This is a genomic window from Hafnia paralvei ATCC 29927, assembly GCF_001655005.1.
GTDB classification, from domain to species: domain Bacteria; phylum Pseudomonadota; class Gammaproteobacteria; order Enterobacterales; family Enterobacteriaceae; genus Hafnia; species Hafnia paralvei.
Genome location: NZ_LXET01000054.1, coordinates 293,103 through 307,249 on the forward strand (window position 1 = coordinate 293,103; position 14,147 = coordinate 307,249).

The 14,147-nt window shown below is 51.4% G+C and carries 22 protein-coding genes; 1 reads left to right on the forward strand and 21 read right to left on the reverse strand.

Annotated features, from left to right (window positions below):
- The first annotated feature begins 197 nt into the window (after positions 1-197).
- Entirely contained in the window at positions 198-1,322 is a 1,125-nt protein-coding gene (locus M988_RS18555; protein WP_008814798.1) for a hypothetical protein, read from the forward strand.
- Between the two features lie 239 nt (positions 1,323-1,561).
- Here M988_RS18555 and M988_RS18560 read toward each other — a convergent pair whose 3' ends face one another.
- The 21 genes from M988_RS18560 to M988_RS18660 form a co-directional block, all read right to left on the reverse strand.
- The gene (locus M988_RS18560; RefSeq protein ID WP_064575262.1) at positions 1,562-2,317 is read right to left on the reverse strand and encodes a 4'-phosphopantetheinyl transferase family protein; all 756 of its coding nucleotides are present in this window, start codon (positions 2,315-2,317) and stop codon (positions 1,562-1,564) included.
- 473 nt (positions 2,318-2,790) lie between these two features.
- On the reverse strand, positions 2,791-3,744 hold the full coding sequence (locus M988_RS18565; protein ID WP_042894331.1) for a nucleotidyl transferase AbiEii/AbiGii toxin family protein: 954 nt from the start codon (positions 3,742-3,744) through the stop codon (positions 2,791-2,793).
- Complete coding sequence (locus M988_RS18570; RefSeq protein ID WP_042894334.1) at positions 3,737-4,132, reverse strand: DUF6088 family protein; 396 nt, start codon at positions 4,130-4,132, stop codon at positions 3,737-3,739. The genes M988_RS18565 and M988_RS18570 overlap by 8 nt, the downstream gene beginning before the upstream one ends.
- Positions 4,133-4,206: 74 nt before the next feature.
- Positions 4,207-5,052 (reverse strand): DUF4942 domain-containing protein, encoded by an 846-nt coding sequence (locus M988_RS18575; protein WP_064575263.1) that lies wholly within the window; start codon positions 5,050-5,052, stop codon positions 4,207-4,209.
- Between the two features lie 210 nt (positions 5,053-5,262).
- Positions 5,263-5,754 carry a DUF5983 family protein gene (locus M988_RS18580; protein WP_042894338.1) on the reverse strand — a complete coding sequence of 164 codons (492 nt, stop codon included), beginning with the start codon at positions 5,752-5,754 and terminating at the stop codon, positions 5,263-5,265.
- On the reverse strand, positions 5,751-6,143 hold the full coding sequence (locus M988_RS18585) for a TA system toxin CbtA family protein (RefSeq protein WP_042894341.1): 393 nt from the start codon (positions 6,141-6,143) through the stop codon (positions 5,751-5,753). The genes M988_RS18580 and M988_RS18585 overlap by 4 nt, the downstream gene beginning before the upstream one ends.
- A gap of 39 nt (positions 6,144-6,182) precedes the next feature.
- Positions 6,183-6,539, reverse strand: coding sequence for a type IV toxin-antitoxin system YeeU family antitoxin (locus M988_RS18590; RefSeq protein WP_064575265.1), 357 nt, complete (start codon positions 6,537-6,539; stop codon positions 6,183-6,185).
- A gap of 50 nt (positions 6,540-6,589) precedes the next feature.
- Positions 6,590-7,234: a hypothetical protein gene (locus M988_RS18595; protein WP_064575267.1), complete on the reverse strand. Its 645-nt coding sequence runs from the start codon at positions 7,232-7,234 to the stop codon at positions 6,590-6,592.
- A gap of 15 nt (positions 7,235-7,249) precedes the next feature.
- Positions 7,250-7,471, reverse strand: coding sequence for a DUF987 domain-containing protein (locus M988_RS18600; protein ID WP_025203170.1), 222 nt, complete (start codon positions 7,469-7,471; stop codon positions 7,250-7,252).
- Positions 7,468-7,947 (reverse strand): RadC family protein, encoded by a 480-nt coding sequence (gene radC / locus M988_RS18605; RefSeq protein WP_064575269.1) that lies wholly within the window; start codon positions 7,945-7,947, stop codon positions 7,468-7,470. Before radC ends, M988_RS18600 begins: the two co-directional genes overlap by 4 nt.
- A 10-nt stretch (positions 7,948-7,957) precedes the next feature.
- Entirely contained in the window at positions 7,958-8,443 is a 486-nt protein-coding gene (locus M988_RS18610; protein WP_074388463.1) for an antirestriction protein, read from the reverse strand.
- A gap of 270 nt (positions 8,444-8,713) precedes the next feature.
- Positions 8,714-9,532, reverse strand: coding sequence for a DUF932 domain-containing protein (locus M988_RS18615; protein ID WP_025203216.1), 819 nt, complete (start codon positions 9,530-9,532; stop codon positions 8,714-8,716).
- A 91-nt stretch (positions 9,533-9,623) separates the two neighbouring features.
- The gene (locus M988_RS22535) at positions 9,624-9,857 is read right to left on the reverse strand and encodes a DUF905 domain-containing protein (RefSeq protein ID WP_025203175.1); all 234 of its coding nucleotides are present in this window, start codon (positions 9,855-9,857) and stop codon (positions 9,624-9,626) included.
- Positions 9,858-9,914: 57 nt separating this feature from the next.
- Complete coding sequence (locus M988_RS18625; protein WP_248846522.1) at positions 9,915-10,154, reverse strand: hypothetical protein; 240 nt, start codon at positions 10,152-10,154, stop codon at positions 9,915-9,917.
- Between the two features lie 67 nt (positions 10,155-10,221).
- Positions 10,222-10,734: a DUF4234 domain-containing protein gene (locus tag M988_RS18630; protein WP_064575276.1), complete on the reverse strand. Its 513-nt coding sequence runs from the start codon at positions 10,732-10,734 to the stop codon at positions 10,222-10,224.
- Positions 10,735-10,792: 58 nt separating this feature from the next.
- Positions 10,793-11,263 carry a hypothetical protein gene (locus M988_RS18635; RefSeq protein ID WP_064575278.1) on the reverse strand — a complete coding sequence of 157 codons (471 nt, stop codon included), beginning with the start codon at positions 11,261-11,263 and terminating at the stop codon, positions 10,793-10,795.
- Between the two features lie 46 nt (positions 11,264-11,309).
- Positions 11,310-11,621, reverse strand: coding sequence for a hypothetical protein (locus M988_RS18640; protein ID WP_064575286.1), 312 nt, complete (start codon positions 11,619-11,621; stop codon positions 11,310-11,312).
- Positions 11,622-11,633: 12 nt separating this feature from the next.
- Positions 11,634-11,933, reverse strand: coding sequence for a hypothetical protein (locus M988_RS18645; RefSeq protein WP_064575288.1), 300 nt, complete (start codon positions 11,931-11,933; stop codon positions 11,634-11,636).
- A gap of 45 nt (positions 11,934-11,978) precedes the next feature.
- A complete protein-coding gene (locus tag M988_RS23170; RefSeq protein WP_248846523.1) occupies positions 11,979-12,485 on the reverse strand; it encodes a hypothetical protein in 507 nt (168 codons plus the stop codon).
- The gene (locus M988_RS18655; RefSeq protein WP_064575290.1) at positions 12,482-13,207 is read right to left on the reverse strand and encodes a WYL domain-containing protein; all 726 of its coding nucleotides are present in this window, start codon (positions 13,205-13,207) and stop codon (positions 12,482-12,484) included. Before M988_RS18655 ends, M988_RS23170 begins: the two co-directional genes overlap by 4 nt.
- Positions 13,208-13,534: 327 nt before the next feature.
- Positions 13,535-13,831, reverse strand: coding sequence for a hypothetical protein (locus tag M988_RS18660; protein ID WP_064575292.1), 297 nt, complete (start codon positions 13,829-13,831; stop codon positions 13,535-13,537).
- Positions 13,832-14,147 lie beyond the last annotated feature (316 nt).

Below are 14,147 nucleotides of genomic sequence, written 5' to 3' on the forward strand. Positions count from 1 at the left end.
CACTTAGTGGTAAAAAATAATCATGTTTATTCATTAACGTGAACTCACCACCTAGTGATTTATTTATGTGTTTTTTCATAAAGTATTTTTTGTATTAATTCTCCAATGAGAGAAAACCAACAACAATATATCGCAGTTATAACAATACCGGCTGGATTATTGTATATTCTAATGTGTTAAATATATTAAGGCTGTTTATGGTTCGCATTGAAAAGGTTATGAATGAGCATGACCTTAAGGATTTCATTTCTTTTCCATCCACGCTATATAAACATGATCCCAACTGGATTGCTCCTTTATTTGTTGAACGTGCTGAGCATCTTTCTAAGAAAAACCCAGGTTCTGAACACATTAAATGGCAAGCATGGGTGGCCAAGAAAGATGAGATAGTCGTTGGCCGAATAACTGCACAAATTGATACCCTGCATCGTGAACTGTATGGCGAAGATACAGGGCATTTTGGAATGATTGATGCCATCGATGACTGCGAGGTATTCAGTGCATTGTTTGCTGCTGCAGAAGAGTGGCTAAAATCTTTCGGTGCACGAAAGATTACGGGGCCTTTTAGCCTGAATATCAATCAGGAAAGTGGGTTGCTTATTGATGGTTTCGATACTCCACCATGCGTAATGATGCCACATGGTAAACCATATTATGAAACAAACATTAGGCAGCAAGGGTATGAGAAAGGGGTAGATCTGCTGGCTTATTGGATGCGTTGTTCCGAATTATATTTTTCTCCTTCATTGCTCCAGCTTATGGAGCAGGTACGCAAAAAAGTGACTGTTCGCTGCATTAAGCGTAAGCAATTCGACGATGAAATGCAGGTTATGAAGGAAATCTTTAATTCTGGGTGGCAGCATAACTGGGGATTTGTACCTTTTACCGAGCACGAGTTTGCCACAATGGGGGCTCAATTAAAGTATCTAGTACCTGATGATATGATTTACATTGCGGAGATCGATTCTGTGCCCTGTGCTTTTATCGTTGGTTTACCAAACATTAATGAAGCTATTGCCGATCTTAATGGACGTTTATTCCCTTTTGGCTGGGCAAAACTACTTTGGCGTTTAAAAATCAGCGGTGTGCGCACTGCACGAGTACCACTGATGGGCGTTCGCCAAGAATATCAATTTAGTCGTATAGGGCCGATAATTGCTCTTCTGTTAATAGAGGCATTACGTGACCCATTTGCGAAGCGCAAAATTGAAGCCTTAGAGATGTCTTGGATCCTTGAGTCAAACACAGGGATGCGTACCATTCTGGAGCGTATTGGTGCAATGCCTTATAAACAGTATCGCTTATATGAAAAGCAACTTTAGCATTATACCAATGTATTGATGAAGACGAATATATTGATGAAGGCGAAATTTACAATGTATCGATTGTTCGGTACATATCTAAGTCGCGGTATGCGGCTATCATTTTTTAAAAATAGATAGTCACATTTTGAATATCGCTAAAATGAAGTCGGTACTGTGAAGTTAATAGCTAGTAAGGTTTTTAGCCATGACACTTAGCGAAGGTTTTCGGATTTTTCATAGATCATTACCCCTTCGGCTTACCTACAATAACCATTTGCTTTATATAGTTTCATTGTCGGTTCGGCTATAAAAGTAATGACTTTATCGTCCTGCAAGTCAAAGTAGCAGGTCAGCAGGCTTCCTTTAGTCCGATGAGAGGACAGGGTTTGCGTTAGCTCCAAAGTAATACTGCGAGTTAACATGTCTATCTGACACACTCGGGTAGCCTCAAATCCGAATGAGCGGTTTACTTCAGGATAAAGCGCTTTAAATGCACTTTCTTTGCTAGAAAATGTAATTAATAGCGCAGTCTCATAAGAAATATTGCAGGCTGCAAGTAGCGTTTGTTCCAATGGCGTAGTGAATATATGAGCGGTTTTTTTAATGGATTTCGAGATTAGCATTTCAATATCGGCCCCCAGCGTTAGAGCCGAATTTAGTGGCGCCATTAATGCGATCGCGAAATTATCTGTGTGTGAAAGACTCCCGCCCCAGCCGTCTGGCCAGATTGGTGCGCGACTCGAAGCACTACCAACGCTGTCGTGGCATCCTTCCTTGTCTAGTAACAGCTTCGCAGCATATCGAGCCGCGACATACTCTGCGCGCCGTTTTACAGAAGCGTTATTTAGAATCTCGGGAAAGGGGATCTCTAACTCTCTGAATAACGCATCCTGATAATAATGACTGTCATACATAATTTGGCAGTATCTCAGCTCAGGCAAAAGAGTGACTACTCCCACGTCGATACGGTGTAGGAAGGGCAGCGCAGTGTGGATTGTTGATAGAGTAAACATGGAGATCCGACGATTAGTCACTGACTGCGATTATAGCTTGAAGGCCGCGGTTTGCGATAAAGAATTGGATGGCGTTTGATGAAGGGAGTCGATTCTAGAAAGCAAAAAACCCGCCATAGGCGGGTTTTTCTAAATAGTGGTGCCCGGACTCGGAATCGACCTTTCAATCTATCTTGTTGTTTTTGTTTGTTATTGTTTGGTTTGATAAAGTTGATACCTCCATTGGTACCTCGTAATGGTTTCGCTGGTTGTTGGCGGGAGTTTCAGAAGAGAAAGGTTACTGATTTTGGACTTCCTGAAATCATTGATTCGATTCCTTCATTCGATTCCTTCATTCGATTCCCGATTAACCTGGATGTTACCTCTGACGAGAGCACAATCAAAGGACATCCAACGGCTGATGGTCACCTGGTTCTGCAAGCACTCTGTTGATATCTCGGGTGTCCTGCATTGAAGAGAGGAACTGGTTCACGCTACCTTACTGGCAGGGCATTTAAAATGGAAAGCGCCACTTGTCTGAAGCAGCCATAAGCCTCCGTCCAGGCGACTTGTTTGCCAAATACCATCGGAGCAACAAATTTCTGGTAACGATCCTGATGTACAGGATTGTTTGTCAGTTCCTCCAGGCCCATTTTCAGCTCTGTCACAGGCGAGTCGCAAAATTGTGGATACTGGTTGCCGTAACGCTGGATATCCTGATCGATAGTTCTCTCAACAAAAGCAGTAAGCTGTGCTATGTCGACATTCCCCACGTTCACAATGCACCATGTATCGTAGATATGGCGAACCAGCGTGGTATCGTCAAAACGTTCAACATTGCGGGTGACAGCGGCTGTTCGTCGCAACATCGCCACTAATTTCTCTGCTTGTGTACTGGTTACGGTGACGGAAGGGAATGCCTGAACGATATGTGGTCTTTTCGTCATCTCGGTTACCAGCGAGTGAATATCCCGTACTTCTGCTGACTCCAGCAAATCAGATTCCATCAGCTCCAGTTTGATGAAAGGCCGCAGACAGGGTTCCTGTGCCAGACGCTGAGGATAACGAACCGGAATGTCATTGTAACGATACTCATCCCGGGTCACTTTCTGGTCATCATCAACGCTGAACATACCGGTAGCGGTTATTGCGTCAGTGATTGACTGGATAACCGCTTTACGGCTGGCTTTTCGCCCGGAGCGCGAAAGCGCCAGAAAGTCAGCGCCTGGAACCAGTTTGATATCCACGTCTTCTGACATGCGGTTCAGCGCCACCCCGGATTTTGCCAGGGCAGTACCGCCAGCGAAAACCAGCTGGTGAGTATCGAACGACAATGGCTTAAGCAGAGCCAGAAGCTCAACGATATAGTGATCTTTTTCCACAATGGCGACAGACTCAATACCAAGTGCGTCAGCTACCTCAGAAAAAAGAGTGTTGAGATTATCCATTCAGTTTACTGTTTCCTACCGACAACACGCGTTTAAAACGTGATGGTGTTTTTATCCCTGCCGAAACAGGGATTTGAGTAGACTTACCGCTGTTATATGCCCGTGTTGCGTCGGTAACGCGATAACGTACCTTCAGTCGATCCAGCGTTTCGACGATCACTGCAGCGGAACCACCGGGCGATGCTGGCATCAGCTTACCGGTGATACTGTTGCGGCGGGCCTTGGTGTACACGCCATAACCGACTTTCAACAGCACGCCTTCTTTAACCAGGGCGCGCAATGCTCTGCCAATCTGATCGTAGCCAGCAATGTCTTTGAAATCATCACGAGTGAAAACATAGCGCTTCGAACGTTTCAGTCGTGACTGTATACGGGCTTTGGTCGTCATGTTTTCCTCCTCTGTTTGTTTTTCAAGCATAGCAAAAATACGACATATTTAACAGCAAACACACGACAGGCATATTACCTTGCTGCCAGAGCTCCGGGATAGTGCCGGGCGATGATGTCATTCAGCTTATCGACCAGCTCTGGCCGCTTTAAGGTGATATGGGCCGTCCCCTTCTGAAAGTATTTGATTGCAAACATCTCATCCTCGTAACGGTTGCTGTGCCTGTTCTCATGAATATGATCGCCGATACGTCGGGTAACGTCAGCGCGGTTGTCGGGAACCGGTTTACCATCCAGGAGCATCAGCATGCGCTCCAGATCCGCTAACCTGTCACGTTGCCAGCCCCAGTTCAGACCAAAGCCCCACCTGTCGAATTTGACCAGCCCAGTAACAATAATTTTCGTACCAAACTTGCAAGGGCTGTTCGTTTTGAAATCCCAGCTCAACCCTTTAAATACGTTGATGACGCCCCGTTCAAACACGTCACCTTTACTCTGATGCAGTTGCTCAAACGTACTGAGAATATTGGCTTCGCTAACGGCAGGAATGTCATCCTTTTCCAGGCTGTTGTACCACTGGTCACGAGCCTGCGCGTCCATGAGCGACAACATGCCGGACTTTTTCATCAGGTCTCGCCATATACCGCGATCGAGATTACGGGTAATGACTTTCATTGCCGTTTCTGTTTTCTCCATCAGCCAGCAGCCGCAGCGAAAATCCTGCTTCATAGCCCAGTCAAGGGCGGTTTTACCGCCGATACTGCGGGTCAGTGTCGAAATATCGTCAAGCTGGCGGATCAGCGCTTCAATCTGCGTCAGTACGGCGTTACGTCCTGTGACGATACGTTCAATACTGGTCGAGCAAATCACATCGGTGTGGCCGGTTAACACTTCGGGTTCTGTGAGGGTAAGTTCTGACATCATTTCTTTCCTTTATATAAAGCAACGCGCCAGCCGGTGAGGACTGGCGCTTATGCGTGTGTGATGAGTGGGATTCGGTGGCTAATTTGTTCTGGGGTGTTGCAGAAGCTGCAGATCACGAACGTCCAGCAGCCAGTCAATCAGAATATTGAGGGCCGTTTCCGTGGGGAATTTAGGCATGCGAATACTTGTGAAGATTGGAGGTATGAGTTACCAGTCAAAGGTGGCGAAGCCTGGCAGTACTTCACCACAGGCATCAAGATGGATGACTCTGATAGTGTAACGACGTATCAGCGCCACGAGCAGGCGGCGACAGGTTTTCGACAGGCCCCGTTTCTTAAGCTGAAGCACCGGGTACTGCCACGCATCCAGATATATCAAATATCCTGAGCCGGTATAGCTTATCCACTCGCTGTCACCAAAGTCTTCATGCTGATGCGAAAGAGCGAATAGCAGGTTGTTGTCAGCCTCGGAGATATGGGCGGTACTACACTGGATGCCGTTAAGGCGGGTGACGGGCGGGAGCGGATCTTCAACGGCCAGTTTTCCAGGCTCGTCAGCAACATGAAGCGAATAACCGTTCTGGTTCACCACATCAATCAGTTCGGCCAGTTCAATACCGTCGATATCTACGGCGATCCGGCCCATGTTGAGGGCCAGTACGTTGATGGCGTCAGCTTCAATGTTCAGACTAACTTTCATTGCCCGGACTCCAGTGAATATTGCCCGGTGGTGATATCGGTGATGGCTCTGTAACCGCTACGTTTCATCAGCCCGGTGGCACGACGGGCGCGAAGTATATCGATACTGCTGATAAGTGGCGATTGTGTTTCTGCGCTGAAGCCACGACGGTCAGTACGCACCAGGTCATATTTCTCCACGATAAAATTCACCGCGTCACACAGTGAAATACCGGCGTCAATGTGTTCCTGGATCACGCCGTCATTGCCAAACGGCGTGTCGTTCAGCGTTAGACCGTAGTGCTGGTCCAGCAGGTACGTCAGTAGGGTCAGCCACACAGCCACTGCTGACACACAAGGTGACGGGCAAATCTCAGCCGCCCGTTTTGCGGATACAGGTAAAATTCTCATTACTGGTTCTCTTTGAGCGTTGGTTAAGTGTTGTGGGGTTTATGCGGTAGGTGCAGATGTCGGGTAAATCGCGATATAGACATAACCACAGGAGCCGAGACTGTCCGCTTCACAGGTCAGCCCTTTCGCGTGTAGCGTGACACAATGCTGGCGGTGTGGGGTAAGTTCACCGCTGATCAGTTTCAGTTCAAGCTGCTTAAGCAATAGAGGAAACGCCTGGTCAATATGGCGTAAATCCGCCTCGCTGAAGGTTCCGGTGATGCTGGCGCGGTCATTCAGGTAATGCAGTCGGTTGCCCTCCTGCACCAGGCGTGCGCCAAAACAGGGTGTGGTATCGCGCGGCAGACCCCAGCGCGGTGCGTCCGTGGGAACACGGGGCGTGAGTGTATCGGTCATTATTAAGCCTCGCTAAAAAGTCATACAGGAAAGGTTAAAGGTGATGCCGTTCAGCCGAAGCGCTGACCGGATGCGGTGAAGGTGTATTTAGCGTCGATGATGTCGTCGTCAACAATGGCGGGAGAGGTCTGCCAGCCGTATTCGCTTTCCAGCCAGTCGTATAACCAGCGGGCCAGCAACCGCATGGCTTCGGTTACCGCTGCTTCACTGTCTGTGGTCATGTCCTGCCCGGAAGGGCTGTGGTGTTCGACCGTGACTGCCATACAGTTTTCATGGATATGCTGGCCGTGATGGCGGATCGTGGCATGAAGCTGACCGCTGTTGTGCAACTGAATGGCTTGCAGTAAATCGGCAATCCGGTGAAGGTCTGCGTCTTCAGGGTAGTGTTCCCGGATCCGGTAGACGGCCTGCGGCTGGTAAGCATAATCTCCTTCAAAGCAGGCCCCCTCTCCCTGATGGCAAAAGCCGCTGAACCAGATACAGCGGTGCTGACGACTGCCGCCAGACAGGAGAGGTACCCTGTACATATTAATTTCGACGCCCAGGATATTGCAGGTGCCGCAGAACTCGTCAAACACGTTCTGATACCAGTCATCGTTCAGTGCATGCTCACGATACCAGGCGCGGGCTTGTTCTCTGGCCGATCCTGAAAGTTCATCCAGCGTATAAATGGTGGTGGAGATAATTCTGCTCATCGGTATTTTCCTTACTCAGTTCAGCGTGACGCTGCGTAATACGACATACGGGCCGTTGCGGTCCTGACGGCGCTCAGCGAAGACCGCGAGCACACCGCTGATATCCTGGACTTTTCGACCGTAGTAGTGGCAGACGCTGCCGCTCCATGTGTATTTTCCGGTACAAAAGCGAAACAACCGGGAACCAGGATGCTGACGGTAAATTGCCATCGCCTGTCGTTTACTGATGATTTTCAAAGCCAGCCTCTCTCAGAAAAGGAGACGATTTCCATGCCGCCCACCACCAGGTGGTCCAGCAGACGAATATCAACCAGTCCCAGTGCCTGCTGAATACGCGTAGTGACCTGACGGTCGGCATTGCTGGGTTCGGCAACCCCTGACGGATGGCAGTGCGCCACAATGACGGCAGCACAATTATGCTTCAGCCCCGCTTTCACCACTTCACGGGGATGGACCTGCGTATGGTTGATGGTGCCGGTGAAGAGCGTTTCGTGGGCTATGAGGCGATGCTGGTTATCGAGGAAGAGTGCGGTAAATTCTTCGCGCTCCAGTGAAGCGAGCTGCAGACGCAGCCAGTCACGGACGGCATGGCTGGAGGTAAATGACGCGCCGGGTTCGCGTAACTGGCGCTCCAGCAGGGTTAACGCCTCCCGGATGGTGTGCTGTGCGGATGCCGGTAATTCGGCAGCAAACAGCGGTAACTGTTGTTCCATAACGTTGGCCTCAGTCTATGATGTGCATAATGGCGTTACATTCCGGGTGGTTGAGCGCGTAATCCCGCAGGCGATAATAGTGCTCCGTCATGGCGTCGCATTCGGTACGCATGGCGTGGTGGCTGTAAGTCATCAGACAGACGGCAATCCCTGCGGCTTCAGCGCTGAGTTCACCACCGTTGCCGTTCATCGTGTTAAACAGCGACCATTTTTCATCGGTATTGTCGTCAGTTTCCGGGGCCATAAACGCACCGCCGTTGCTCAGCGTGAAAAACTGCCAGATGCCGCCGCTGTAGTCAGCGCAGAAGCGGTCCATCCAGGCGAACACGGTCGGTTCGAGGATTATCCACTGCGGTATGCAGCCGAAGTGCTGCGGCCAGAAGCCGATGCGCTGCTCGTCGGGTACGAGGCTGGCGGTCAGTGCGGGTGCAGAACCGGCACCGGCAGGTTGGGGTTGTAACGGGAGGGTGTCGTTAAGGTTGATAATGTCGGTCATAGTCGTTTTTCCTTGTTTATTTCTCGGGTGGGGGATACAGGTTTAGCAGGAGCGACGGGCAGGACTGCGCATCGCCGTTCTCATCACAACAGGCGGGCCATATAGTGTCGGCGAGGCTTAACTGGCAGAGGCTGAGTTCTCCGGGTCGGTAGAGAAGATGTGTGCACCAGGCGCACAGGTCGTCATCAGAGAGGGAGCGGCAGCCCGGAGCCTCATTCAGGGAAAGCGGATAAACGTCCGCCTGACGGGCATCGTCTGTAACATGCTGCATCAGATCAGGGCCTGGTGCAGCTCTTCGGCCATCACCCAGAGCGCCCTGTTGAGCTTAACGTCGCCATCAATCCCGTTAACCGCACGGGTGTGGCTGCGTTTGCCCTTCGCGGTACGTCCGGGCAGACCACCTTTCAGCAGGTTTTCCTGGCAACGATTGAAGACCGACCACAGATCGTCCTTGCGGTCTTCATAGCGTCGGGGTGTCAGTATCTGCGTGGCGGTTACAGGCTGGTGTTCTTCGCCAAAACGGTATGTCAGCGCCGCTTCGGCCAGGGCGTGTTGTGCTGGTGGGGGTAACCGCAGCGACTCCATCGCATCGCGCTTCTCTTCCACCCGGTCAAAGACGCCCAACACCTCGTAAGCGCCTTCAATGACCTTCTCCGCCACATTGCCCCGGTGAGGAACCCTGATTTCACCAAAGGATTGTCCACAGACGAGCGAATTGGTACAGACGCTTCGGAAGTATCCCGGCAAAAGCTGAAAGCTGGACTCGCCTCCATGCGAATTAAGAATAATAATTTCAGGTACATGCTGACCGTTTATCTGGCCCGCCCGACGAAGACGCAGAAGGTGTTTGGTGTGTTCCCGGCGGTCAGGGTCGCGTACGCGTGACTGGCAGGCGAAGAAGGGTTCAAAGCCTTCACGCTGCAGGTTCTCTAGCAGGGTAATGGTAGGGATATAGCTGTATCGGTCAGAGCGGGAGTCGTGTTTGTCTTCACTGAAGACGCTGGGGACATGCTGCATGAGTTCTTCACGGGTTAAGGGACGGTCACGGCGGATCTGATTTGTCCGCCCGAAGCGGCTGGCTAATCGCATTGTTAATTCCTTATGGTTGCTTTAACGGCATAAACAAAAAAGCCATGCTCCGGTGGGAGCATGGCCTGCTGGTGTGGTTGCTGGTGATGAGTCAATTTTTGGGTATACCGTGGCTGAGCAGATAGCGGTTCAGCCACTCTCCTGCATTTGCTTCAAAATTCCACGCCCGCCAGAACAACTGCCCTCCGCTGTCGCGAATGACCAGCCGAAAGTGCGTACCCTGGTCGTCTTCAATGGCTACGTTGGTGTACAGCGTGGCGACGGCTGTTGCCTGCTCTCGGGTGAACGGACCGGGTGGTAACGGCGTATTGTCAGTGTCCTGTATGGTGAACTCCTCTGATATCTGGCACAAAAACAAACGCCCCGCTCAGTGAGCAGGGCATCAACGGGAGGCTCCAGGTGTGGCGATAAGCTGCAGTATCTGCTCCATCAGCGCTGCGATTAAGGCACCTGCCAGCAGGGCTGCCGTCTGTCTGGCAATATAGATGCTGTCTTCGTCGTAACCTTCTTCGCGGAAGTGGTCTTCCACAAACTGCTGTGCCCGGCTGCTGGCGCACCACGTCAGCACCTGACGCAGGGCACTGAGCACCATTTTCAGTAATGTCATTGGGTTAAATCTCATGGGGGAAGCCGGAGGGATGAGGGGCATTCAGGGATGCCCCAGCCGGGTAAATAAGCGAGGAGCGGTGTTACTGCGGTGACGGTGATTCTGGCGGCACAGGGGCCTGACCGTGAATAATCCGGTGTTTCGCCAGCGCCTGAGGCATGTCGTTGATGCAGTACGTGATGTAGAAGACGTTGAACAGTACGGTGTAGAACGCATTCATTCTGAGGTCGAAGCGGAAGGTGTTCAGCGCATAATGTCGCAGTGCGGCTCTGGCCTTAAAGGCCCAGACGATATACATCACGCCGGTGGCGAACGACAGTATGGCGCTCAGTACCAGCAGTGTGTCACTACCCGTGTCGTAACCCGCCAGGTCCGGTGAGGCCATTACCCCAAACTGTCGACTGAGACCAAAACAGACGGCCAGCCAGATGATAAACAGGTTGCCGCAAACCGGATACCCGGTGGTGTCGCTGATAATGTCCTGTTTTTTATACAGCCACAGTAACGGCCAGATGCCGCAGGTGGCGATGGTGAGCAGCACAAAAGTGAGCGTTGGTGTTGCCAGTCGCTGGCTGAGTGTCGAGATGTCGGTCATATCGTATTGTCCTTGATTGATTTTGCTGTAAACAGGGGGAAATCATGCTGAAGAGGAGTTACCCGGCGGTGAGCGATGTACATTCGGGCATATCAGCCAGAACCTTGTGGACATTTCCGGCAGAAGGGGAAAAATGCCCCACCTTTTTGTCGTTGACGTAAATCTCAAACGAGGTTGCCTTTCTGATGGCATCAATGAACGAGAGCCAGGCGTTGTCGCCGTTACGCCAGCCCAGAGATGACGGCAGCGGGAATGGCTGGTCATCGGTGACGATGGTGATGGCTGTTTTCTCATCCTGTGAATCGGCACCGCTGCCGTCTGGCAGGGTGAGCATGACGTGATGCTGCAGGATGTTCTGGTCGTCAGGGTTGCCGGTGCAGTTGAGATTCAGCATGACGTTTTCCGGGCTGGTGATAATGTACTCGGTGACGCCCATACCGAAGCCACTGCTCCACATATTGGGGACCGCGTGTGCCGTGATGGCAAAGGTCAGTAATCCTGCTGGCAGGATGGCGTGCATGAATCGCATGGTGTTTTTCCTTCTGAGTCAAAAATGTTGTTGAGGGTCAGCCGTGTTACATGAGTTGTTTGCCCACGGCGATAAGCCCTGCCAGCCAGCCGATACACTGGGGACCCACAAGCCAGAACAGACGGGCCTTGAGTAATCCGGTCATCCCTTCGCGGGTGTATACCGCGTCCGGCATCAGCCATTGTCGAAGAGCAGCACCGACCGTCATACCGGCTCCGGGCCCCAGGGTCATCCAGAACAGATACCCCATTCCCTGACCAAAACTGCGTATCTCGCCGGTACTCCCGAACACGTTAAACAGCACGACCACAAGCGCGATGGCGAAGGCAATCGCGAAATATTTAATGACAAGCGCCATGTTCAGATTTCCTTATTTTCTGCACTGCTGAGCGGCACTCAGCATGTTGTCCATGAAGCGCGGGGGGACATAACCGTACTGCTGGTTCATTTTCTCCAGCTCCCCGTGCGTGTATTTCGTCTGCAGGATGTCGTAAACGCAGCCGCAAAGGAGGGTCGTGCCACCACCGGATTTACAGCCCCGGATAAACTCGCTTTCGGCTTTGGATTTCGCATCACCGCAGCCACTGAGTACCACTGTCGATAACATCAGGCAGATCGCGGAAAAATAACGTGCCGAACGGAGTGAACCGCCAGCAAGGGAAATGTTCATTGCTATATCCTTGAATAAACAGAGGGTTGAGTTTGATAAAACGGGTTAAAGGCCATCCTGTTGGGGGATGCCTTCATCCTGCAATCCGTGGCTGATGTCGTTAACCACGGTATCCGGGTCAAGCGAAATGGTCGCCAGATGCTTTCCGGTATCGGGGTTGCCCCGATACACATCGAGCGCGGCAAAAGGTTTGCCGTCATCATCCGAACCGGTAGAGACCTCGTAGGTGGTATCCCCGTTGCGGACGCTAAATTCCTGCAGGTTGATAACCTGGTTGCTCTGGTACGCGTAGCCCGTCGCCTGAGCCGGAACGGTAATATCCATCTCCTTATGCTCAGCGCCAGTCTTACCGAATGAATACGATACCGACGGGGTAACGATGCAGATTTCGACCTCCTTTTTGTGATTCAGGGCCTGTGCATAAAAGACGGGCTTTGCGCAGCGCTGATAATGCGCGTCGCGAAAGGCATCGGGCGTACCGGCATTCGCGTTCGGCAGCGATGCCAGCGTCAGTCCGACGCTTAATAACAGCAGGGCTGTGGGGTGTTTCATAGCCGGGCTCCTTTTAGTCCGGAGGTGGCTTCCGGGAACACTCCCCGGAAGGAATGGATAACGTTGCTGATGAAGCGAAAATGCGGCAGCGCGGAGATAAACTCTTCGCTGGCCGTCAGGGCATCAAGCTCAGGCTTGTTGCGAAAAGAGGTTTCCAGGACCGTGACGGCATTAATTTCTTCCATCCTGAAAACCTGGAGTGTTCTGGTGCGAGTGGTGACCAGAAACCAGTTTTTGCTCTGGAAGATCAGACGGTGTGGTGCTACGGTTTCATGAGTGCGTCCGTTAACCTGCAGCGTGACGGTGTGGTGATCGCGAATGGCTTCTGCCAGCAGTAAAAATGACGCTGACTGTGTGACTGCCGACGGTAAGCCGCCATGCCCGATAAGACAGGGCGATATCCCCGACGTGCTGGTGAGCAGCCGAATGAGCTTTCTGTTCTGGATGGGGATGATCCCTGAAATTCCCGTATTGTGGATAAAGGAGGATGTATCCGGCGAATGGGGCCGGAGAGGGCGTCGGGCAAGGCGGTAGGCTCCGCCGGAATGCTCAATACCCAGATGGAGCAGGCGCTGCTGGAAATCCCGTTGCAGCGTGCGTTCTGAGACAGCAAATTCATCAGCCAGTGTTTTCAGTACCAGGGCATGGCCCGCCAGTAGCCGACTGATGATGACAGACAGCCTGACGGCCAGGCGGTCATAACGATCGTGTTGTTCTTTCATTCTGAAATCAGCCTCCGGCTCTCCGTATGCTCCTGTTGATGGTGGAAAATTATGCCGTACCGGTTCGCCACGTTATGTCGTCCCTTTATGGTGGATGACGTAAAAATTATGACAACAACCATTTTTAGTTAAGTGGCTGTAAGTAAAAGGGTATAAGAGTATTAAGGGAAGGTGAGTGAAGTTTTTTACGACACATCCTGTCATTGGTGCGAAGGGCTGAAGGGATAAAAAACCGTATCACAGAGACGCCGTGGCATTCACGTTATCGTCGACGGTGTCTTCCGGGATACGGTTGTACCCCATACCGTTTACTGGAGCCGCTGAGTGTTACGCCATATTGAAGGTCTGCTCACACTGTGTGCAGCAGTATTCATCAAATACCGTCCCGTCCAGCCTCTCACCGGCTACTGCTCCCGCTACTGCGCCAGCACAGGCGCCGGACAGAAACCCAATGAGCCCTCCGGCTATCGTACCGACAACCGGAATGACTGAACCTATCAGCGCACCGGCGGATGCACCTTCAAGCCCGGCAAGGCCTCCGGCCGTTGCGCCAATCACCCCACCCGTTTTTTTACCCACATGACGCAGCTGTATGTGTTGCGAACCGCAATTCGGACAATTCATTTTGTTCTCCCTTGTTACTGGCAATAAAAGCCGCCTGAATAAACAGGCGGGCCGTGGATAAAAACGGCTCTGATACCGGAACAGGGAATGTGGTGATGGCAGCGCCGGAACGGGGGAAGCATGCACGCGGGTATTTTGCAGGGCTGTTCAGCGGGGACGGGGAACAAGAGTAGCGGCAGGGCATCAGAACCCCATTTTTTCTTATCAGACACTTTAACCTCCGTGAGTGAAATAACAAAACGGCAACATTTCTGCTGCCGTTCTCACATTGGTAATATAGGTCTGAGATTTTTTTGAATGTCATTTCAGGTCTGTA